The organism is Kitasatospora sp. NPDC093102, from assembly GCF_040683915.1.
Lineage (GTDB): Bacteria > Actinomycetota > Actinomycetes > Streptomycetales > Streptomycetaceae > Kitasatospora.
In genome coordinates this window covers 178,515-201,439 of the sequence record NZ_JBFBFA010000009.1, presented here as the reverse complement: position 1 = coordinate 201,439, position 22,925 = coordinate 178,515, and the positions used below count along the sequence as shown (strand labels likewise).

Sequence of the window (22,925 nt, the reverse complement as noted above, 5' to 3'; positions counted from 1 at the left end):
AGATGACCCAGCACGACGAGATGCTCGCGTCCGTACCGGAGCACCTGCGGGCGGAGCTGCTGCGCCGCCTCGCCGGCCAGTCCGCGCCCGCGGAGCTGCCGATCCCCGCCGCCCCCCGTGACGGCCTGCTGCCGATGTCGTCGGCGCAGGAGCGGCTCTGGTTCTCCGCCGAGTTGGAACCGGACAGCGCCGAGTACAACTCGCTGCGCGCGCTGCGGCTGCGCGGCGAGCTCGACGCCGCTGCGCTCGGCGCCGCGCTCGACCAGGTCGTGCGCCGGCACGAGATGCTGCGCACCACGTTCGACGCGGTCGACGGCCGCGGCGTCCAGGTCGTGCACGAGCACGCCGGCCGGCCGCTGCCGATCGTCGACGTGTCAGGGCCCGACGCCATGCCGACGGTCGAGCGCTTCCTCTCCACGGAGCTGAACACCCCCTTCGACCTGCGCCGCGGACCGCTGCTGCGGGCCACCCTGCTGCGCGTGGACGCCGACGACCACGTGCTCGTGCTGGGCACGCACCACATCATCTGCGACGGCTGGTCGACCGGGCGGCTGCTCGGCGAGCTGGCCGCCGCCTACGACGAGGCGGTCGGCGGCGTCGCGGCGTCCCTGCCGCCCCTGCCCGTGCAGTACGCCGACTTTGCCGTCTGGGAGCGCGAGCGGTCCGCCACGCTCGACGAGCAGCTCGGCTACTGGCGCGACCGGCTCGCGGGAATGCGCACGGCCGACCTGCCCACCGACCGGCCGAGGCCGCCCGTCCGTACGCCCGCGGGCGCGACCCTGCCGGTGGAGATCCCCGCCGAGGTGCTGAACCGGCTGCGGGAGCTGAGTCGTGGGCGTGACGCGACGCTGTTCATGGCCCTGGTCACGGCCACGAAGGTGCTGTTGGCCCGGTACTGCGACGAACCCGACGTGGCGGTCGGCACGGTCACCCTGGGCCGGCAGCGGCCCGAGCTGGAGAACCTGATCGGCACCTTCATCAACACCGTGGTGCTGCGCTCCCAGGTGGAGGAGTCGCTGTCGTTCACGGAGCTGCTCGGCCGGGTGCGCACCGGCCTGCTCGACGCCTTCGCCCACGACGAGGTCCCCTTCCAGCGGCTCGTCGACACGCTGCGGCCCGACCGGGACCCGTCCCGGCCGCCGCTGGTGCAGGTGATGGTCAACCTGCAGAACCTGGCCGACACGCTGCCGGCCTTCCAGGGGCTGGACGTCACCGAGATCCAGCCGCCGGTCGACGTCGCGAAGCTGGACCTCACGCTCGACTTCTACGAGGACGCCTCCTCGCTCGTCTGCTACCTGGAGTACAGCACCGACCTGTTCGACCGGGCGACCGTCGAGCGGCTCGGCGGCCACCTCGTCACCCTGCTGCGCGCGGTGACCGACGAGCCCGAGGCGCCGCTCGCCGGTCTGTCCATGCTGCCGGCCGACGAGCTGCACACGCTCACCGCAGACTGGCAGGGACCGGCCATCGCGGCACCGGCCGCGCGGACCCTGCACCGGATCTTCGACGAGCAGGCGGCCCGGACGCCCGACGGCGTCGCGGTGAGCGACAGCAGCGAGCGGCTCACCTTCGCCGAGCTGGCCGCGCGGGCCAACCGGCTCGCGCACCACCTGGTCGCGGCCGGCGTCCGCCCGGGCGTGCTGACCGGCGTCTGCCTCGACCGCGGTGTGGACGCGATGGTCGCGCTGCTGGCCGTGCTCAAGGCCGGTGGCGCGTTCGTGCCGCTCGACCCCGAGCACCCCGCGCAGCGGCTGGCCATGATGCTCGGCGACGCCGCCGCCCCGGTGCTGATCACCGACTCGGCGGCGGTGGGCGACGGCGACTGGACCACGATCCGCCTGGACACCGACCAGGACGCGATCGCCCGCCACCCCGCCACGGCGCCCACCACGGCCGTCGGGCCGGACGACCTCGCGTACGTCGTCTACACCTCCGGCTCGACCGGTCGCCCCAAGGGCGTGATGGTCAGCCACCGCAACGCCGAACACATGATGCGCGCCTGGGACGCCCGCTACGACCTGACCGGGCTGCGGGGCCGCAGCCTGTCGGTGTCCAGCCTCGCCGTGGACCTGTTCCTCGGTGACTTCCTGATGTCCGCGATGTACGGCGGCGAGATGGTGATCTGCCCGGCAGAGGTGATCACCGACCCGCCCGCACTGGCCGCGCTGATCACCGAGGTCCGCCCGCAGCTGCTGGTGACCACCCCGTCGCTGGCCAAGGCGGTCGCCCAGGAGCTGTCCTGGGCCGGCCACCGGGCGGACTCGCTGCGCGTCCTCGCGGTCGGTTCGGAGGCGTGGCTGGCCGGCGACGCGGCCGCGACCCTGGAGCTGCTCCCGCCCGACGCCGTCGTCACGAACAACTACGGCGCCACGGAGACCACCGTGGACTCCACGACGTACCGGCTGCGGCCCGACGCGCTGGGCGACACGGCTGTCGTGCCGATCGGCCGGCCGCTGGGCAACACCCGCACCTACGTGCTCGACGCCCGGCTGCGTCCCGTTCCCGTCGGCGTGCCCGGCGAGATCTGCATCGGCGGTGACGGGGTGGCACAGGGGTACTGGAACCGGCCCGAGCTCACCGCGCAGCGCTTCCTCGACGACCCGTTCACCGACGGACGGCTCTACCGCACCGGCGACGTCGGGCGATGGCGGCCCGACGGCAACCTGGAGTACCTCGGCCGTGCGGACGACCAGGTCAAGGTCCGTGGCTTCCGGGTGGAGCTCGGCGAGGTCGAGGCCGCCCTGCTGCGCCACCCCGGCATCGCGGCCGCGGCCGCCGCGGTGCGACCCGACACGGGCGGCCGTGACCGGCTCGTCGGCTACCTGGTCACGGACGGTACCGCGCCCACCCTCACCGAGCTGCGCGCGTTCCTCGCCGGGATCGTGCCCGACCCGGCCGTACCCTCCGCACTCGTCGTCCTCGACGAGCTTCCGATGACACCGAGCGGCACACTCGACCGCAAGGCGCTGCCGGCGCCGGCGACCACCGACCACGCCGCCGGGAACCACGTACCGCCGCGCAACGACACCGAGGCCGCGCTCGCCGCGATCTGGGCCGAGGTGCTGGGCCTCCAGCCCGGCACGGTCGGGGTCAGCGACAACTTCTTCGAGCTCGGCGGCGACTCCATCGTCGGGCTGCAGGTCGTGTCGAAGGCACGGCGGGCCGGCCTGCGCCTGACCGCCAAGCAGATCTTCCTGCACCAGACCGTCGCCGACCTGGCCGCCGTCGTCCGGACAGCTGACCAGCCGGCGCCGCAGGCGGCCGCCACCGCGGTCGGGGACGTGCCGCTCACCCCGGTGCAGCGCTGGTACTTCGAGCAGTACCCCGAGGGCGCCGCCCACTTCAACCAGTCGATGTTCGTCGAGCTCGCGCCCGGCACCGACCCGGCCGCCCTGCGCACGGCGGTGACGGCGCTGCTCGACCACCACGACGCGCTGCGGCTGCGCGCCGTCCGTACCGACGGCGCCTGGCGGCAGCACTGCGCGATCGCCGAGACGGGCGAGCCGTTCCGCACGGTCGACCTGTCCGGCCTCGACGCCCCCGCCCGCGAGCGGGCCGTCCACGAGGCGGTCACGGCGGCCCAGACGGGCTTCCGGCTCGACTCCGGGCCCCTGCTCGGCGCGGTGCACTTCTCCGGTGCACCCGAGCCCGACCGGCTGTTCGTCACGGTGCACCACCTCGTCGTCGACGGGGTCACCTGGCGCGTGCTGCTCTCCGACCTGGAACTCGCCTACGAGCAGGCGGCGCAGGGCCTGCGAGTCGGCCTGCCGGAGAAGTCCACCGGCTTCCGGGAATGGTCGATGCGGCTGACCGAGGCGGCCGGATCCGGCCGCTTCGACGGCGAGCGGCCGTACTGGCAGGCCATCGAGGCCGCGTCCGCCGCATGCCCGCCCCTGCCGGCCGACCGCACGGCACCGGACACGCTCGCGCACGCCCGAACGGTCGAGGCCGGTCTCGATGCCGAGCTGACCCGCGCGCTGCTGCGGGACGTGCCGGCGGCGTACCGCACCCAGGTCAACGACGTGCTGCTGACCGCGCTCGCGGCGGTGCTGGCCGACTGGTCCGGCGGCGAGGCCGTCGCGGTCGAGCTGGAGGGCCACGGCCGCGAGAACCTCTTCGACGACGTCGACCTGTCCCGCACGGCCGGCTGGTTCACCACGCTCTTCCCGGTGGTGCTGCCCGTGCCGGGCGAGGACTGGGGCACCCGGCTCAAGGCCGTCAAGGAGACCCTGCGCGCGGTCCCCGAGGCCGGCATCGGGTACGGCGCCCTGCGCTACCTGACCGAGGGCGCCGGGCTGGGCGGCGGCCGCTGCCAGGTCGGCTTCAACTACCACGGCCACTTCGACGTGGCCACCGGCGACGGCCTGCTGCGCGGCTGGCAGCCCAGCCCGGTACCGGACCGCAGCGCCGACCTGGCCCGTCCGAACCGCCTGGAGATCACCGGGATGGTCCGTGACGGCCGGCTCGAGTTCTCCTGGGAGTACTCGGCCGCGCTGCACGACGAGGCGACGATCGCCGGCCTCGCGGCGCGGTTCACCACCGCGCTCGCCGGCATCGTGGCGCACTGCGCCCAGGCCGGCGGCTGCACCCCGTCCGACTTCCCGCTCGCCGGGCTCGACCAGGCCGGCGTCGACCGGATCGCCGGGGACGGCCGCACGGTCGAGGACGTCTACCCGCTCACGCCGATGCAGAGCGGCCTGCTGTTCCACTCGCTCGACGCGCACGAGGACGACATCTACTTCACCCACCTCGGGCTGGTCCTCGACGGGGTCACCGACCCCGCCGTGCTGGCCGAGGCGTGGCAACGGGTCGTCGACCGCACACCCGTGCTGCGTACGGCGATCGCCGACGCCGAGGGCGGACGCCCCCTCCAGGTGGTCCACCGGGACGTGCGCGTGCCCGTCGTCATCGAGGACTGGTCGGAGCTGACCGAGGCACAGCAGCAGGAGCGCATCCGCCTGCTGGCCGAGGCTCCGGGCGAGCCGCTCGACCTGTCGCGGCCGCCGCTGCTGCGACTGCACCTGGCCCGGCTCTCCGCGTCCAGCGTCCACCTGCGCTGCTCGTCGCACCACCTGCTCCTCGACGGCTGGAGCTTCGCCGACGTGCTCAACGAGGTCTTCGTGGAGCACGCCGCGCTCAGCGGACGCGAGGTCGATCCGCCGCGCCCGCGCCGTCCGTTCCGCGAGTACGTGCGCTGGCTCGGCGAGCAGGACACCGTCGCGGCGCAGGCGTACTGGACCGGCCTGCTCGAAGGGTTCTCCGCGCCCACCGTGCTGCCGTACGACCGGCCGCCGCTGCGCTCGCACCAGTCCCGCGACACCGGCCACCTCGACCTCGTGCTCACGGCGGAGGAGACCGGGCGGCTGGAGAGCTTCGCCCGGGAGACCCGGGTCACCGTCAACACCCTGATCCAGGGCGCCTGGGCCCTGCTGCTGTCCCGGTACAGCGGCGACCGGCAGGTCTGCTTCGGCACCACGGTGGGCGGCCGGCCCGCCGACCTGCCGGGCTCGGACGAGATGGTCGGCCTGTTCATCAACACGCTGCCCGCCCGGCTGACCGTCTCGCCCGACAGCGACCTGCGCACCTGGCTGCGCGAGATCCAGGAGCAGCAGGTCGACGGCCGCCAGTTCGAGTACGTCTCGCTCGCCCAGGTCCGGAACTGGGCCGCGATCCCGGCGGGCACCGACCTCTTCGACAGCTGCGTGGTCTTCGAGAACTTCCCGTACGACGAGAACGCCGCCGAGCGCCACGGGCTGGGGGTCCGGTCGCTGGCGGGCCTGGAGACGTCGAACTTCCCGCTCACCTGCGTGGCGCACCTGGTGGACGGACTCCACATGCGGCTCGGCTACGACCCGCGCCTGTTCGACGACGCCACCGCGGGCCGCTTCGCCGATCACCTGCTCGGCATGCTCGACGCGATGGTGGCGGCGCCCGACGCCACACTGCGCGACCTGCCGATGGTCCGCGGCGCCGAACTCGACCGGCTGATCGAGGAGTTCAACGGAACCCCGTCCGGCTACCCCGAGCGGTGCCTGCACGAGCTCTTCACGGAGGTCGCGCGCGAGCACCCCGACCGGCTCGCGGTCGTCGCCAGCGACACCCGGCTCACTTACGCCGAGCTGGACGCCTGCTCCGACCGGCTCGCCCACGATCTCGTCGGCCGGGGTGTCGGTCCGGAGGTGCCGGTGGGCATCTGCCTGCCGGGTGGTGCCGAGATGATCACCGCCATGCTCGGCGTCCTCAAGGCGGGCGGTGCGTACGTGCCGCTCGACCCCGGGTACCCGTCCGAGCGCCTCACCTATCTCTTCCGCGACTCGGGCGTGCCGGTGATGCTGACCAGCGCCGCGCTCGCGCCCGGCCTGCCGCCGACCGACGCCGAGATCCTGCTGGTCGACGAGCTGCGGCCGGAGCCCGTCGCCGCGCCGCTGCCCTCGCGCACCGTCCCGGACAGCCTCGCCGTGCTCGTCTACACCTCGGGCTCGACCGGCGCGCCCAAGGCCAGCATGGTCACCCACCGCGGCCTCGTCCGTCTGGTGCGCGCCGCGGGCGAGCACACCTTCGGCGACGCCGCGACGATCGCCCAGCACCACTCGATCTCGTTCGACGCCGCGCAGAACGAGCTGTGGCAGGCGCTGCTGAGCGGCGCGTGCCTGGCCGTGCGGCCCGGCGACTTCCGCTCGGTCGACGAGCTCGACAAGTTCCTGCGCGACAACGAGGTGGATGCCATCTCGTTCGCGGCGGGCTTCTTCCACGCCGTCGCCGACACCGACCCGGGAATCCTCGCCGGGGTGCGCACGGTCGTGGTCGGCGGTGAGGCGCTGTCCGCACCGCACTGCGCCCGCGTCCTCGACCGGCTGCCCGACCTGCGGATCGTCAACGAGTACGGGCCCACCGAGTGCTCGGTGACCTCGACCTGCTTCCCGGTCGAGCGTGACGGGCGCTACGGAGGGACCGTCCCGGTCGGCCGGCCGACCGCGGACGCCCGGGTCTACCTGCTCGACCGGGACCTCCAGGCGGTGCCGGTGGGCGTGGCCGGGGAGGCGTACCTCGCCGGGGACGGCGTGTGCCGCGGCTACCGGGGCCGCCCCGGGCTGACCGCCGAACGCTTCCTGGCGGACCCCTTCGGGGCGCCCGGTTCCCGGATGTACCGCACCGGCGACCTGATGCGCTGGCGGCCCGACGGCACGCTCGAGTTCGTCGGCCGTACCGACGACCAGGTGAAGCTGCGCGGCTACCGCATCGAGCTCGGCGAGATCGAGCAGGCGCTCACCCGCCACCCGGACGTGGCAAGGGCGACCGTCATCGTCCGCGAGGACCAGCCGGGCCGCCGGCGTCTCGTCGGGTACGTGGTCTCCGAGCAGGACCCGGCCGAACTGATCGCGTACCTCGCCGCCCGCCTGCCCGAGTACATGGTCCCGGCCGCGATCGTCCGGCTGGAGCAGATGCCGCTCACCGCGCACGGCAAGGTCGACCGGCGCGCCCTGCCGGAGCCCACGACCACCGCGGCCGGCCGGGCCACGGTGGAGCCCCGCACCCCCGACGAGCGCACGATGGCCGAGATCTGGGCCGAGACGCTCGGCGTGGAGCAGGTCGGGGTCACCGACGACTTCTTCGACCTCGGCGGCGACTCGATCCTCAGCATCCAGGTCGTGTTCAAGAGCCGCCGGGCGGGACTGCAGGTCTCCTCCAGCGACCTGTTCCGGCACCCGACCGTCGAGCAGCTCGTCGCCGCAGCCGGCCACGACCGCCAGGTCGCCGCCACCCAGGAGGCCGAGACCGGCGAGGTGCCGCTCACCCCGATCCAGCACGCGTTCTTCGCGCGCAACACGGCCGCCCCGCAGCACCTCGTCCAGTCGATCCACGTCGAGCTCGCGGCGGACACCGACGAGACGGCGCTGCGCGCCGCGATCGAGGCGGTCGTCGCGCACCACGACGCGCTGCGGATGCGGTACGAGCTCGACGAACAGGGCCACTGGTCGCAGTGGAACCTCGCGGCCGAGACCGGCGAGCTGTTCGAGCGCCACGACCTCTCGGGGCTGCCCGACGAGGAGCTGCTCCCGGCCATGGACCGGCTCGCCTCGGCGGCCGACACGGGCTTCGACCTGACCGAAGGGCCGCTGCTGCGGGCGGTCCTGTTCGACCTCGGCGCGGACCGGCGGGCGCACCTGCACCTGACCGTGCACCACCTCGTGATCGACGCGGTGTCGTGGCGGGTCATCAACCACGACCTGGACCTCGCGTACCGGCAGGCGCTCGACGGCGAGCCGATCGACCTCGGCGCCAAGACCTCCTCGTTCCGGCAGTGGGCCACCCGCTTCGCGGCGTACGCGGCCGACGGCGGCTTCGCCGACCAGACCGCGCACTGGGACGCGGTGCCCGAGGCGGCGCCGCTGCCGACCGACGGCCCCGGACCGAACGTGGTGTCGTCGCGGCGGATCCTGCCGGTGCGGCTGGAGCAGGACGAGACCGCGGCGCTGCTGCACGTGGCACCGGGCAGGTTCCGGGCCCGGGTCAGCGACGTGCTGCTCTCCGCGCTCGCCTGGACGATGTGCCGCTGGTCCGGCGACGACCGACTGGTGATCGAGATGGAGGGCCACGGACGCGAGGAGATCTTCGACGACATCGACCTGTCCCGCACGGTCGGGTGGTTCACCAGCTCGTACCCCGTCGCGCTGGAGGTGCCCGGACGGACCGGCGACGAGGCCGACTGGCCCGCCGTCGTGCGGTCGGTGCGCCGCTGCCTGCGCGCCGTCCCCGGCAACGGCATCGGCTACGGCGCGCTGCGCCACCTCGCCGGGTCCGGCACGCTGTCCGCGGAGCACACGCCCCCCGCGGTGTCGTTCAACTACCACAGCCAGACCGAGGACATCACCCAGACGGCCGACCGCTCGCTGTTCCACGCCTTCCACGACCCGATCGGTCAGGAACAGGACGACCGCGAGCGGGTCGAGCAGGCGCTGGAGGTGGTCGGCGCGGTCGAGGGCGGCCGGCTCGGCTTCGACCTCTACTACTCGGTCAACCTGCACGAGCCCGAGACGATCGAGCGGGTCGGCTCCGAACTCGTGGCGGCGCTGCGCTCGATCGCCCGCCTGTGCGAGCCGGCCCTCGGGACGGAGGATGCCCGATGAACGAGCTGCCGGCGGAACTCGCGCTCCGGCACGGCGTGCCCGGCGCCCAGGTGGCGATCTGGCGCGACGGCCTCCTGCGCACCGCGGAGACCGGTGAGGAGGAGGCCGGATCGGGAAGGGCGGTGACGGTCGCGACGGCGTTCCCGCTCGGATCGCTCACCAAGGCGTTCACCGCGACGCTCGCGGCCCTGCTGGTCGCCGACGGCGACGCGGACCTGGACGAGCCCCTGTCGGAGCAGCTGGGCGAGCTGCGCGCGGGCCCGGAGTTCACGCTGCGGCAGGTGCTCAGCCACACCGCGGGCCTGGCGGCCAACACCGCCGAGCTGCCACCCGGAACCACCCGCGCCCGGTGGCTCGCCCGGCACGCGTCCGAGCTGGCCGTGCACGAGCCGGGCACGGTCTTCTCCTACTCCAACCCGGGCTACCTGATCGCCGGCCGCCTGGTCGAGGAGATCACCGGCCTGGACTGGGCGGAGGCGGTGCAGTCGATGCTGCTGCGCCCACTGGGGTGCGACACCGCGGCGCCGACCGCCGTGGGTCATCTCGTACGCCCGGACGCCCCGCCCCGGCCCATCCGGGAGCAGTCCGTACCGCCGCTGGAGGATCCGGCCGCCGGCCTGTGCGTCTCCGCCCGCGACCTCGCGGTGTTCGGCGCCGCGCACCTGGGCCTCGGCCCGGGCGCGGGCCTGCTGGACGACGCGACGGCGCGGTCGATGCGCGAGGACGTCACGGAGGGGCTCGCCGTGGACGCCTACGGGCTGGCGGACGGCTGGGGCGCGGGATGGTCGCGGTACGGGGGCTGGTTCGGCCACGACGGCACCGGCGACGGCGCGTGGAGCCACCTGCGCTTGAACCCGGCGACGGGGACCGTGGTGGCGCTGACCGCCAACGGCAGCACCGGCGCGCGGCTGTGGGAGTCGCTGCTCGGGCGGCTGGGCGAGACCGGCCTGGAGGTCGGCGACCATCCCCGGGACACGCGCGGTGCCGAGCCCGTGCCGGCGCCGGCGCAGTGCGCGGGGGACTACGCGAACGGCGACTGGTCGTGCCGGGTCGAGGCCGACGGCGGCGACCTCCTGCTCTCGATCGCCGGGGCGGAGGCGGTCCGGCTCCTCGTCGCCGAGGACCTCTCCTTCCGCACGCCCTCGGACGGCGGTGCGCGCGCGGCGATGCCGTACCTCGGGCGGTTCCTGCGCGACCCGGTGACCGGTGACGTCGACCGGGTGCAGATCACCGGGAGGCTCTGCGTCCGGCAGAAGTAGCGCATGCCGAAAGCGGCGGGCCCGTTCCTCGAACGGGCCCGCCGCTTCGTCGTTCACGGGTGCGAAGCCGTCAGGACGCCTCCAGGTAGGTCAGCACGGCCCGGACCCGCCGATGGCCGGCATCGGTCTCGGTGAGCTCGAACTTCGCGAAGATGTTGCCGATGTGCTTGTGCACGGCGTTGTCGGTGATGCACAGCTTCCTGGCCAGCGTGGCGTTGTCGTGCCCCTCCGCCATGAGCGCCAGGACCTCCCGCTCCCGTCGGGTGAGCGTGGACAGCGGCTGCGTCCGCCTGGCGAGCAGCTGGGTCACCACGTCGGGGTCGAGCGCCGTGCCGCCGGCGGCCACCCGGTCGAGCGCCGCCAGGAACTCGTCGATCCGGCTGATGCGGTCCTTGAGCAGATAGCCGACGCCGCCACCGTAGCTGGAGAGCAGCTCGGACGCGTACGTCTCCTCCACGTACTGGGACAGGACCAGGACCGGCAGGCCGGGATGGAGGCGCCGGGCCTCGATCGCGGCCCGGATCCCCTCGTCGCGGAACCGCGGCGGCAGCCGCACGTCGACGATGGTGACGGCCGGGCGGTGCCGGTCCACCGCGGCCAGGAATCCCTCGGCGTCGGCGGCGACCTCGGCCACCTCGTAGCCGGAACTGGCCAGCAGCAGCTCCATGCCGGTGGCGAGCAGGACGTTGTCCTCCGCGATGACTATCCGCACGGCAGCTCCACGGTGATCGTGGTGGGGCCGCCCTCCGGACTGACGACCGTGACGCAGCCGTCGAGGGCCTGCGCGCGGCCACGGAGACCGGCCAGTCCGCTGCCGCCGTTCTCCCGCGCGCCGCCCACGCCGTTGTCGGTGACGACGACCGTCAGCACGTCCTTGACGCGACACACCCGCAGCCCCGCCTCGGTGGCCCGGCTGTGCTTGGCCACGTTCGTCAGCGCTTCGGTGGCCACGAAGTAGGCGACCGCCTCGATGGCCGCCGGGATCCGGCGCAGCTCGCCGATGTCGAGCGAGACCGGCACGCCGGCCCGGGCGGCGACGGTGCGCAGGGCCCCCCGCAGCCCGCGGTCGGCGAGGATGGGCGGGTAGATGCCGCGGAGCACCTCGCGAAGCTCGACCATCGCCTCCTCGTTGACGTCGGTCGCCTCGGCCAGCATCCGGGCGACGGTGGCCGGGTCACGGTCGAGGCACTGCCGGGCCACCGCGAGCCGCATCGCCACGGCCACCAGCCGTGCCTGGGTGCCGTCGTGCAGGTCGCGCTCGATCCGCCGCAGCTCGGCGCCGTGCGCCTCGAGCGCGTCGGTGCGGGTGCGGGTGAGCGTGGCCACGCGATCGGCGAGTCGCTGGGTGCGCGACGACGCGAGCACGGCGAGGGTCAGACGGGCGTGCCCCGTGGCGAGTGTCGGCAGCGCCAGGCAGCCGACGGCGAGCAGGACGGTCCCCGCCGACGGACCGGAGAGCGCTTCGTGCCAGCCGACCAGCGGGAGGTCCAGCACCGGTTCCGAGTCGTCCGTCAGCGGAAACGCCCACGACAGCGGCAGCGACACCAGGATCAGCAGTGCGTTGCCGACGCAGAGGACCGCGGTGAGCCCGCAGGCGAGGCCGAACGTGACGTGCAGGGCGAGCCAGTACAGATGACGGGGCAGGGCGATGCTCTGCGCACGGACCGGGCGGCCCAGCAGGCGACCGGCTCGCTGCCGGTGCCAGTCGGCCCACGCCTGACGCAAACTCGGGTGACAGAGCAGCAGGAAAGACAGGAGGCTCATGGCTGCGGTGCCGAATTCCCCGAGCAGATAGATTGTGGCCCGCAGCAGCGACGTCCAGGCACGGATCACCGGAGCACACCGGGCCGCCGCGCGCATTACAGCAGGCTGTAGTTCTTTCCCGGCGGCAGGGGGTATGGGATCTCCAGCGCCGGAACCCATAACATGCCGCTCATGACGAGTATCCGGAAGCGGAGATGGATAAAATCGGCCCACCTCCGCCGGAGTGGAACGGGGATGGCGGACCGGTTGCACAACTTACCTCCCGAACATTGAAAGAGCATCGACATGACTGACCATCGTCCGGCTCTGCAGCTGTGCCATGTCGGCACGATCGGAGCCGGCGGCATCGAGTCCGGATATGTGATCGAGAACGTGAGCTTCGCGTGCGAGGCCGGCACCTGGACGGCGTTGGCCGGGCCGGCCGCCGCGGGCAAGACCAGCATCCTGCGGTGCGCCGCGGGGCTGGATCCGGTGGCGGCGGGCGAGGTCCGCCTGGCCGAGGGACTCCGGCTCTCGCACATCGGGCTGCGGCCGGTGACGGAGCAGCTGGCGACGACCGGCACGCTCGCCTCGGTGCTCGACCGGCTGCCGGCCGCAGCGGCCGAACCGCTGCGTGAGGCACTGCACCGGCTGGACCTGTGGGAAGAGCGGGACACTCCCGTACTCGACCTGACGGGCCATCGGCAACGCGCCGCCGCGGTCGCGGTCGCGGTCGCCGACGCCCCCGACGTGCTGCTCGCCGACGACCTCACCAGCGGGCTTCCGTCCTCCACCGCGGAGGCGGTCCTGGACCTGCTGCGCGACCTGGTGGACCGGCAGGGGCTCTGCGTCGTGGCCTCGGCCGCGAACCTGGCCTCGCTGGAACGGGCCGACGCGGTGGTGCTGCTCGTCGAGGGTCGCGTGGTCGAGACGCAGGTCATGCCCTGACGCTGCGGAGCCCCGGACCACCCCGCAGCTCACCCGCCGGCGGGTTGCCCGGGATGCCCGGCAAGCCGGTGAGCTCGGTGGGCAACTCCCCTTGCAGGAGCGCCAGTCCGAGCGGAGTGAGTGTGTGCATGGCGGTGGTGCGGTTGCGCAAGGTCGTGATCAGACCCGCCTCGCGCAGCACGGTGGCCTGCTTGCTGGCGCCGGAGAGGGAGATGCCGAGCCGGTCGGACAGATCGCCGGTGGTGCCGCTCTCGGACAGCGCGCGCAGGGCGGCCGCACGGGTGGCTCCGACGAGGGCGGCCAGCGCCCGGTCGCCCTCGACCTCCGAGTCCTCGGGAGTCGACTCCAGGTCGTTGAGATCCAGCGGCACGGAGAAGACGAGCGCGGGCACGCTGGACTGCCGCTCGGAGCGTACGAGCACGCAGGTCTTGGGCGGAAGGAAGAGCGAGGGGCTCAGGATCAGGCCGCGCCCGTCGAGTTCGATGTCGAGGTCGAGGTCGGACGCGATGCGCAGCTCCGAGGACTCCCAGGTCACCTTGGGGTGAAGGCCCGCGAGCAGGAACTCGATGCCGTTCGTGATGGCCATCCGCCCGCGCACGTCGCGCTCGATCTCCAGCCGGGCCTGCATCCGCGACCAGTACGGCAGGATGCCCGCGCAGCAGAACAGGACGACCACCTGGGCGAGGCTGCGAGCCCTGGCGCGCACGGCCGACGGCACCGAATCCGCGTCGGGCCCGTCCCGCTCGAGCAGCCACAGGAGATCGGGAACCACTCGGTACTCGGAGACGACCTTGTCCACGGCGGGCAGGTCGTCGCCAAGTCGCTCGCGTACGAACTTGTGCCAACCGACACCGCCGCGAGCCCGGTCGCGTCCGAAACGGTGAAGTGCGAACACCGCTTCGGACATCGGTCCTAACGTGTGAACCATTCTTAAACGCTGAATGTCTTCGCTGGTTACATGAATGCGCAACACTGGCACCCCCGTGTCACACTTGATGCGCTTATGGCACGCAGAAGCCTAAGGGGGTGCCGCCAGCAATGGCAAGATCGAAATCTTTCGACTTTGCCCGGACCGGGTGACGGTGGCTACGTGGGGTCCTTGATCACTTGTCGAGCCGCGTTCGACCTCCCGTCGAGCCGTGCTCGATCTCCTCTGCACCGTGCGGGCTGCGGCCGGGTGGCACCGGACACGTCCCGGGGTCGATCGCGGTGGACCTGCTGGTGAGGCTCGCCGACGGCCGCGAGGCCGATCGTCGACCCGGCCCTGCCACGCGGCCGGTGTGAGGTGCCCGGGCCGCCGTACGCCCGTCTCCGTCGGAGGCGCCGTCACCGAGCCGGTCCGCCGGGCGATCCGCGGCCGGCCCGGCGTGGTGCGCCCCGCACTCGAACCGGACGGTGCCCCGGGCGAGTTCGCCGCCGACGGCCCCGGGGCGATGCGGATCCTGTCGAGCGGCGGGCCGGCGTTCGAGGGCGGCGAGGGCCGTTCCCCTCCCGCCGGGTCGGTCAGCGCCCGGATTGCCGAGCTGCTCCACGCGCTCCTCGCGATCACCCGGGAACGATCATCAGTAGATGACCCGCGACGCCGCCGACAACCGCGTGTGCCGGGACTTCCGCAGATCACGGGTGATATTCAGCCGGCGCAGCCAGCGGTCGGTTCCGTCGAATCGCGCCTGGAACGGCTTACGGCCGTGAACCACGCGATAGTTGTCAATGAAAACGATATCGCCGGGAGTCAGGGCCACTCCGCCCATCGCGTCGTCCAGGGCTTTCCCGATCCTGTCCAGTACCGGCTGCTCGGAATCCCCCTGCACACCCTGCATGTAATACGGGTCCAGCCGGACGTACGGATCCTTCGGCGAGCCGAAGAGAACCGCGACCGGCTCGGGGGACTGCAGGGCGCTCTCCACCCGCTCGGCGCTGAGCCTCCTGAGCTCGGCCACTTCGGGATCCTCCTGGCCGCCCGCGACCTGGTTCTGCGGACGGTGCGAGTCGTCCGGCAGGATCTTGAAGCGCTTCTCCGCCAGGGCCGCGCGCGTCTCGTCGTCGAGCTGCACGTCGGCGATGTCGGCGAAGGTGGTCTCCACCGCGTCGGGGTTGCGCAGGCACATGAGGGCCAGGTAGTCGGTGCGCAGGGGGTGGAAGGCGTCCTCGGTGTGCCAGGCGAGCGTCTCCGCGCTTCCCCAGCCGATCTGGCCGTGTTCGTGGGCACGGATCGGGAAGATGTCGTGCATGATCCGCCCGTCCTGCTGGGTGGCCCAGCCGATCGGCTCACCGAGCAGGCAGCTGATCAGCAGGAACGGGATGTCGAAGCGCAGCGTCGCGTCGGGCGCGGCCTTGTCGCGCCAGTCCGGCGGGGTGGGCCCGAGTTCCGCGTCCTCGACCGGCAGCCCGGACACGACCAGCACACCCGACGGCTCGGTCAGCTTGAAGTCGACCAGCGCCGTCCGCAGTTCGCGCGGCAACTCGTGCGCGTAGACCTGGGCGGCCCGGTGCAGGGCGGGATCCTCGATGGACGAGAAGCGCTCCGCGACCTCCGCAGCGACCTTCTCGATCGCGACGATGTCCTCGTCGCGCAACTGCAGTTTCTGCATCTTCTTTCCTCCGTTGTCGGTGGTCAGGAGTGCGCCGGCTGTTGTGCGGCCGACGGACGGGGCAGTGCGAGGCGGCGCAGGGTCGGGTTCAGGGTGGCGCCGGTGGCGACGACCACCAGCAGCGCGGCCGCGCCGAGGATGCTCACGGCGCCGTCCCGGGTGCCGGCGGACAGCACGCCGGCGACGACGGGGCCGGCCGTGGCGGCCAGTTCGGAGCCGAGACCGACCAGGCCGGACAGGCGTCCGCGCATGCCGTCGGGAACGGCCGACAGCTGGCAGGTGATCACGGTCGTGTTCGCGACCGGCATGGCCATCGCGGCCACGCCCAGCAGGATGCCGAGCGGCACGCCGCGCGGTGCGTACGCCATGACGGCGGCGACGGCGGCGAAGACCCAGGTCGAGCCGATGACCAGAGCCGCCGGCGACAGCGCCGCCGCGTGCAGACGGTCCGCGACCAGGGCGCCGACCAGGCCGCCCGCGCCGAAGCACGTCATCATCAGGCCCATCTGCCCGGGTGCGACGTGGTCCTCGCCCGACACGATGAGGACGAGCACGACGAGGGTGTGGAACGCGAGGTTCACGCCGACGATCCAGGCCATCGTCGCCCGGATGGTCCGCATGCGCAGCAACGTCCCGAACCCGTCGGGCCGCGGCGGGGCGCCAGCCGCGGCCCCTTCGCCGGCCGAGGGCCCGGCGGTGCGGTGCGGCAGGTGCAGCGCCGCCAGTGCCAGGAACGACACCGCGAGCGCCGACGTGTTCAGCGTGAACGGCAGCACCTCGTGCAGCCCGAACGTGAAGCCGGCCAGCGCCGGACCGATCAGCAGCGCGGCGAACGGCCGGGCCGCGTTGCGCGCCAGCGCCTGCGGCAGCTGGTCCTCCGGCACGACCTGGGGCAGGGCCGCGTTCTCGGCCGGTACGAAGATGCCGGCGGCCGCGCCCTCGACGACCGCCACGAGCAGGACCTGCCACAACGGGCAGTCGCCCAGCAGGACGGCGACGGCGATGCTGAGCATCGCCACCGTACGGACGCCCTGGGCCACCACCATCACCCGCTTGCGGTTCACGCGGTCGGCCAGCGCCCCGGCGGGCAGGCTGACCAGCGTACGGGCGCCGGCGAGCACGGCGGCGACGCCGGAGACGGCGGCCGCTGAGCCTCCGTGGGCGAGCAGGAGGAGCGGGAACGCGATGTACGCGATCTCGGCGGCCATCTCGGACAGGAACATGCCGGACCAGAGGATGCGGTAGTTCCGGTTGCGTGGCAGGGGTGTGGTCATGCCGTGGCTTCCCTGTGAGACGGCAGTTGACGTCACCGAGTGTTCCGGCGGAGGGGGGCTCTCGCCATGAAGTTGACCCGTGGATGAAATTCCGAGGCCAGCCGCACCCCCGCCCCGGGCACGGGCCACGGTCCGGCCTGCGCAATGTCGGCACGGTTCAAGTTCGTTGAGGACCGAGGTGCGCGCCTCGATATTTAAGGGCTGAGTCGTGCCCTGCATCCGGCACGGCAGCGAGCCACGACGGCATGGAGTCCCTTATGACTTTCGCGACAGCGACCGCTTCCCCGGAACAAGAGGCGTCCAAGCCGCCGGAGGGGTTGACCCCCGTGCCCTGGCGGCCGGTGTCACTGGCCGCCGCCGCGATGACGGTGTGCCTGCTGGCGCTGGCCACCCGGCACGGCTACCACATCGACGAGCTCTACACCCGGGTGGCGAGCAGCCATCTCGCGTGGGGCTACATCGACCAGCCGCCGCTCGTCGCGCTCGTCGGCAAGGTCGAGATCGCGGTGTTCGGGGACAACCTCTTCGGCTTCCGCGTGCTGCCGGCGCTCATGGCCTCCGTGGCCGTGCTGCTCGCCCCGCTGATCGCCCGTGAGCTGGGCGGCGGCACCCGGGCGCAGAAGCTCGCGGCGTTCATGGCGTTCGCGTCGGGCCTGGTCATGTTCACCGGCCACATCATGGGCACGAACAACTGGGACGAGCTGTCCTGGATCACGGCGTCCTGGCTGCTGATCCGGATGGTGCGCACCCGCGACACCCGCCTGTGGTGGGCGATCGGCGTCGTGGTCGGCGTCGGCCTGACCGCGAAGTACCTGCTGGTTCTCCTGCTCCTCTGCCTCGGGGCCGGTCTGCTGGTGTTCGGACCGCGATGGGTGTTCCGGACCTGGCGCTTCCCGGCCGCGGTCGGCGTGGCCGCGGTCATCGCCTCGCCGGTGCTGATCTGGCAGGTGACGCACGGCATGCCGCAGCTGGAGATGAGCGCCGCGCTGTCCAAGGCGCTGGACTCCCTGTCCCGCAGCACCTTCCTCCCGACGCAGCTCCTTCTCATCGGCCTCTTCCTGAACCCGGTGTGGATCGCCGGGCTGGTCGCGCTGCTGCGCCGTCCCGAGTGGCGCGCCTACCGGTTCGTCGGCTGGTCGTACCCGCTGATGTGCGTCGTGCTGCTGATCATCGGCGGGCAGGGCGCCTACACGACCTCGCTGCAGTACGTTCTCCTCGCCGCGGGGGCCGTGGTCGCCGACCGGTGGATGCGCAGCGGCAAGCGAATCTGGGTGATCGGCGGGCTGACCGCGCTCAACGGGACGATGTGCGCGGTCCTGGTGCTGCCGACGCTCCCGGTCGACACGTACGCGGACAACCCGGTCCTCAAGGAGCTGGCCATCGTCCAGTTCGACCAGGTCGGCTGGCCCGAGATGACCCGGCAGGTGAGCGACATCTACCACTCGCTGCCGGCGGACGAGCAGGCGCGCACCGTCGTCTACGGCAACCACTACGGCCAAGCCGGCGCGATCGACAAGTGGGGGCCGAAGTACGGCCTGCCGAAGGCGTACAGCGGCCACAACTCGTACGCCGACTTCGGGCGGCCCGGCGACGACAAGACGACCGTGATCACCATCGGCGCCGACCCGAAGGCGTTCGGCGAGCTCTTCCAGTCGTGCGAGGAGCGCGGCCAGTACAAGAACGACCTGCCGGTGTCCGACAACGACCAGAAGTTCATGGTGTGCCGTGGCCCGCTGAAGCCCTGGTCGCAGCTGTGGGAGAAGCTGCGCTGGATCGGCTTCCAGTGCCCCTACACGGCCGAGGCGATCACGGCCAACAGCACCAAGGGCTGCGACTGACCCGGGTACGGGTGACGTACGGGCCGGCCGGCTGCCGCTCCTTCCGGAGCAGCGGCCGGCCGGGCGCCCGCGCGCTCGGGTCTCAGCAGCGCACCAACAGGGCGGTGATGTTGTCCCGGCCGCCGGCGTTCATGGCGGCGACCCAGAGGGCCTTCACCGCCCGGACGTCGTCGTCGGGGTTCCCGGCGAGGATCACTTCCATCTCGGCCACGTCCACCAGGTCCGACAGCCCGTCGCTGCAGAGCAGCCACCGGCTGCCCGGGACGTACCGCTCGGTGCCGGTGTGCGGGTGGACGGGCTCGAAGGACGCGGCACCGCCGAGGGTCTGGAGGACGAGGTTCGTAGGGGTGGCCGCTCGTCCCGGCTCGTCCCGGTCCGGCACGGGCGAGTCGTCCACCGACACCTGTCCCAGGTAGCCGCCGTCCTCGCGGTAGAGGCGGGAGTCGCCGACGTTGAACCAGAACACCCGGCCGGGGGTCAGCCACAGCCCCACGGCCGTGGTTCCGGCACCGGCACACGCCGGGTCCGTTTCGGCCAGCTCGTACAGCTCCGCGTTGATCTCCCGGAGCAGCTCGCCGACGCCGGTGCTCCGGGCGCGCTCCGCCAGCCTGCGGACGGTGAGGGCCGCGGCGATCTCGCCGGCGTCGTGGCCACCGAGCCCGTCGGCGACCGCGACCACGGTCGGCTCCTCGACCAGCAGTCGCACCACGACGGGGTCGACGGTGTCCACACCGGCCGCGGTCAGCGACCCGATGACGAACGCGTCCTCGTTGCCGTCGCGGACGGCGCCGCGGTGGGTCATCGCGGTGACGGTCACCTCGACCACGTCCCGGGGCCCGGTCATCGCCCGTCCCCCTCACCCGGCCGGTCGACGCTGATCCCGAGCGTGCAGTCCGCGGCCAGCCTCAGCACGTCGCCGTCCCGCAGGGGTGTCCGCGCACCGGCGCTGACCGGGCTGCTGTTCACGAAGGTGCCGTTGGTGGAGTGCTCGTCCCGTACCCACGCGGTGCCGTCCGGTTCCAGACCGACGGTCGCGTGCTGACGGGACACGTTGTCGTAGCGTTCCAGCAGGCCGCGCGTGGTGTGGGCGGCCGGAGCGCGGCCGAGGAGCAGGGTGCTGCCCGGCGTCACGGTGCGCTCCACCGCACCGAACCGGATCCGCAGGACGACGGTGGGAGTGTCGCGGCGGGTTGCGTGCACGTCCCCGGCCCGCTCGCCGGCGCCGGCGGGACGGGACGGGCGCACCTCGCCCAGCATCCGCTGGCAGACCACGCACACCTGGTTGGTCGGCACCGGAACCGGAGCTCCGCAGTGCGGGCAGACCCGGGGCTGCTCCTCCCCGGCCGGGTCGCCTTCGTCCTCGCCCGCCGTCCCCGAGGTCCCCGCCCCGGCCGCGGGCACGGACGGGGGCACGAACGGCGGTACGGACGGGGGCGGGGGCACGGGCGGCCCGGGCAGCGGGTACCGGGCGACGACGGGACGGCTGAGGTTTCCCGAGCATCCCCGGCAGATCAGATCGCCGTCCTCCGCCGCCAGGCCACAGGACGAACAGATCAGCTGCGCCATGACACCTCTTCCATGCTGATGCCGGCCGATCGGAGCCGGGCGCTCAGACGGTCCATGTCGCCCCGGCGGGGAACGCCGATGAACCAGATGCGGCCGTCGGCCACCTCGACCTGCATGGGCAGTGAGTCGACGGAGCCGCTTTCCCCGTACCGCTCGCGCCCGAGACCGGTCAGCGCGGTCAGCCGCTGGTTGCTCGAACCCCTCCAGCGCAGTCCGGGGCTGTTGAGGCGTTCGACGTACGGACCGGTGAGCACCGCGTCGCAGTGGTCGAGGAGCGCGGAGTGCTCCCTCCGCAGCCGGGCGAGGGAGTACCCGCTGTAGACGAGCACGTCCAGGGGCGCGGGCCGCTCGCGGCGCCAGGCGCCGACCCACTCCAGGAGCGCGGCGAGCGCTTCGGGCTGCTGGAACGGCTCTCCCCCCGAGACCGTGATCCCGTCGAGCGGATCGGGCAGGCCGGAAAGCCAGTCCTGGAGTGCCGCGAGGTCCACCAAGGTGCCGGGATCGGCCGTCCAGGTGTCCTCGGAAACGCACCCGGCACAGCCGATCGTGCAGCCCTGCGTCCAGATGCCCGCCCGGGTCCCGGGGCCCAGCGAGGTCACCGGGTAGTGCGCCTTGTTCAGCATCAGCCTGACGGGGCCGGCTCCGGGGCCGGCGGGGGAGGCCGTCATGCCAGCTCCACGGAGACGATGTCGCCCTCGCGCCGCAGGCCCGTCACCCGGACGTGCGCACCCGCTGCCGAGTCGCGGTCGAACAGGGCCCGGGCGAGGGGATTGACGAACTGCGATTCCAGGGCCATGCCGATGCCCCGGCCCCCCATGTGCGGGTTGTCGGTGCAGCACTTCCGCAGTGCGGCCCGGACCTCCGGGTCCACCTCCAGGACGACACCCTGCTCCTCGTGGACCCTGGAGACGATGTTGTCGAGCTGGAGGCCGAAGATCCGGGCGGCCGCCTCACGGTCGATGAAGTTGAACACCACGATGTTGTCCCCGAAGCGGTTGAGCAGCTCCGGCCGGCCGAGGACCCGGGTGAAGTGGTCGTTGATCGCCGCTTTCATGCGCTCCTCGATCTCCTCGTACGGCATGTCGGGGTGGACGTGGGGCACGAGCCGCCCGCCGCCGTCCTCCACGGTCATGCCGAGGTTGGAGGTGAACACGAGGACGGACTCCGAGAAGTGCACCGTCGAGCCGCGCCCGTCCGTCAGCCGGCCGTCCTCCAGGATCTGCAGGAACTTGTCCAGGATCCGCGGGTGGGCCTTCTCGATCTCGTCGAAGAGGATCACCCTGAAGGGCTGTTGGCGCACCGCGTTGGTCAGTTCGCCGCCCGCCTCGAATCCGACGTACCCCGGCGGCGCCCCGATCAGCCGGTCCCCGGCGTGCTCCGCGGAGAACTCGCTCATGTCGAACCGCAGGTAGGCGGACTCGTCCGCGAAGATCAACGACGAGATGGCCTTGGCCAGTTCCGTCTTGCCCACGCCCGTGGGACCGGCGAAGAACAGCACGCCACGCGGCCGGGCCGAGGACCTGGACTGCTGCGCGCCGGACAGCCCGAGGGCCGCCCGCTTCAGGATGTCGAGGGTCTTGGTGACGGCCTGGGGCTGCCCGACGACGCGCTGCGGGATCGAATGCTGGCCGTCCGTGATCCGCCTGCGGAGGTACTCCCGTTTCCAGGGATTGTCCATGACGCCGAGCTTGTAGATGCGGATCGCGTCCGGAAGCTCCGTCATCGTCAGGCCGCGGTCCCGGGCCAGCCGCGTGACCTCGATCATCGCCTGCAGAGTGAGCCCGTCCGTCTGCGCCGCGAACGCGTCGCACGCCTCGGTCGCCCGCGGGTCCGAGTCGAGGTCCGTGACACCGAAGAGCTTCATCAGCAGGCGCGCGGTGGCCTGCCGGTCGCCCAGGTCCGGAACCGGGAGCCCGATGGACCGGATCTGGTCGTTGGCCGAGGTGAGCCAGGCCGGCAGATCGCCCTCACGGTCCGCCAGCCAGATCACCGGGTTGTACAGCGGGGTCGTACGGCCGCTCTGCGCACCCACCGGAACCGCGGTCCGGGAGAGCCTGGCACAGAACCTGAAGAAGTCCCGCTCGTTCGGCTCCAGCTCCGTCGCGCTGCGCGCGATGCGGGAGGCGTCGTCGATCGCGAGCGCCGCCCGGATCGGCTGCGCGGGACGGGCCAGCTCGGCCATCAGAGTGCGCAGGGTCTCCAGCGAGGGAAGCGCTCCCGGCCGTGGACGCCGGGGAAGCAGCCGGGACGCGGCCGCCTCGGCCTGATCGGCCTCCTCGGCGGTGGCACCGGCCGGCAGGTGCACCCGGAGACCGTCCACGGGGTCGTGGACGAGCAGGCACGCGTAGCCGCTCGCACGGAGCGTCTCCCAGAGCAGGTCCGGCAAGGACAGCAGACGGGGCCGTGCGCTGCCGGACTCCCGGACGAGGAAGCTGTCATGGCGGTTCCCCCACAGCACGAACTGTGAGTGGACGGGCAGCGTCGCCTCGAATTCCCGGACGAACGGCGGCCCCGCCGTCGGCGGGACACCATCAGGTGCGTGCGTGTCCTCGGCGGACAAGGATCCCCCTCCACGTGT

The 22,925-nt window shown here is 72.6% G+C and carries 13 protein-coding genes; 4 read left to right on the top strand and 9 right to left on the bottom strand.

The genetic code is table 11. The features are described 5' to 3' along the window. The first annotated feature begins 2 nt into the window (after window positions 1-2). The gene (locus AB0O11_RS15835; RefSeq protein ID WP_363386366.1) at window positions 3-9,128 is read left to right on the top strand and encodes an amino acid adenylation domain-containing protein; all 9,126 of its coding nucleotides are present in this window, start codon (window positions 3-5) and stop codon (window positions 9,126-9,128) included. Continuing rightward, window positions 9,125-10,387, top strand: coding sequence for a serine hydrolase domain-containing protein (locus AB0O11_RS15830; protein ID WP_363386364.1), 1,263 nt, complete (start codon window positions 9,125-9,127; stop codon window positions 10,385-10,387). Before AB0O11_RS15835 ends, AB0O11_RS15830 begins: the two co-directional genes overlap by 4 nt. A gap of 70 nt (window positions 10,388-10,457) precedes the next feature. On the opposite strand, the gene AB0O11_RS15825 is transcribed toward AB0O11_RS15830, so the two are convergent. After that, a complete protein-coding gene (locus AB0O11_RS15825; protein ID WP_363386362.1) occupies window positions 10,458-11,099 on the bottom strand; it encodes a response regulator transcription factor in 642 nt (213 codons plus the stop codon). Further along, a complete protein-coding gene (locus AB0O11_RS15820; protein WP_363386360.1) occupies window positions 11,090-12,151 on the bottom strand; it encodes a histidine kinase in 1,062 nt (353 codons plus the stop codon). Before AB0O11_RS15820 ends, AB0O11_RS15825 begins: the two co-directional genes overlap by 10 nt. A 285-nt stretch (window positions 12,152-12,436) precedes the next feature. Here AB0O11_RS15820 and AB0O11_RS15815 point away from each other — a divergent pair, with 285 nt between their 5' ends. Beyond that, on the top strand, window positions 12,437-13,078 hold the full coding sequence (locus tag AB0O11_RS15815) for an ABC transporter ATP-binding protein (protein ID WP_363386358.1): 642 nt from the start codon (window positions 12,437-12,439) through the stop codon (window positions 13,076-13,078). Here AB0O11_RS15815 and AB0O11_RS15810 read toward each other — a convergent pair. The 3 genes from AB0O11_RS15810 to AB0O11_RS15800 form a co-directional block, all read right to left on the bottom strand. Next, window positions 13,068-13,877, bottom strand: a complete 810-nt coding sequence (locus AB0O11_RS15810; RefSeq protein WP_363386356.1) for a winged helix-turn-helix domain-containing protein — start codon at window positions 13,875-13,877, stop codon at window positions 13,068-13,070. The two genes, AB0O11_RS15815 and AB0O11_RS15810, sit on opposite strands and share 11 nt — an antisense overlap. A 763-nt stretch (window positions 13,878-14,640) precedes the next feature. Continuing rightward, window positions 14,641-15,669 carry a guanitoxin biosynthesis L-enduracididine beta-hydroxylase GntD gene (gntD, locus tag AB0O11_RS15805; RefSeq protein ID WP_363386354.1) on the bottom strand — a complete coding sequence of 343 codons (1,029 nt, stop codon included), beginning with the start codon at window positions 15,667-15,669 and terminating at the stop codon, window positions 14,641-14,643. A 23-nt stretch (window positions 15,670-15,692) separates the two neighbouring features. Continuing rightward, window positions 15,693-16,943, bottom strand: coding sequence for an MFS transporter (locus AB0O11_RS15800; protein WP_363386352.1), 1,251 nt, complete (start codon window positions 16,941-16,943; stop codon window positions 15,693-15,695). 257 nt (window positions 16,944-17,200) lie between these two features. Here AB0O11_RS15800 and AB0O11_RS15795 point away from each other — a divergent pair, with 257 nt between their 5' ends. Then, window positions 17,201-18,781, top strand: coding sequence for a glycosyltransferase family 39 protein (locus tag AB0O11_RS15795; protein WP_363386350.1), 1,581 nt, complete (start codon window positions 17,201-17,203; stop codon window positions 18,779-18,781). An 82-nt stretch (window positions 18,782-18,863) separates the two neighbouring features. Here AB0O11_RS15795 and AB0O11_RS15790 read toward each other — a convergent pair whose 3' ends face one another. From AB0O11_RS15790 to AB0O11_RS15775, 4 genes are read right to left on the bottom strand one after another with little or no spacing between them, the layout of a single operon-like run. Continuing rightward, window positions 18,864-19,625 carry a protein phosphatase 2C domain-containing protein gene (locus AB0O11_RS15790; protein WP_363386348.1) on the bottom strand — a complete coding sequence of 254 codons (762 nt, stop codon included), beginning with the start codon at window positions 19,623-19,625 and terminating at the stop codon, window positions 18,864-18,866. Then, window positions 19,622-20,347, bottom strand: a complete 726-nt coding sequence (locus tag AB0O11_RS15785) for an FHA domain-containing protein (protein ID WP_363386346.1) — start codon at window positions 20,345-20,347, stop codon at window positions 19,622-19,624. The genes AB0O11_RS15790 and AB0O11_RS15785 overlap by 4 nt, the downstream gene beginning before the upstream one ends. Next, a complete protein-coding gene (locus tag AB0O11_RS15780) occupies window positions 20,335-21,015 on the bottom strand; it encodes a 4Fe-4S single cluster domain-containing protein (protein WP_363386344.1) in 681 nt (226 codons plus the stop codon). The genes AB0O11_RS15785 and AB0O11_RS15780 overlap by 13 nt, the downstream gene beginning before the upstream one ends. Next, window positions 21,012-22,907, bottom strand: coding sequence for an AAA family ATPase (locus tag AB0O11_RS15775; RefSeq protein ID WP_363386342.1), 1,896 nt, complete (start codon window positions 22,905-22,907; stop codon window positions 21,012-21,014). Before AB0O11_RS15775 ends, AB0O11_RS15780 begins: the two co-directional genes overlap by 4 nt. Window positions 22,908-22,925 lie beyond the last annotated feature (18 nt).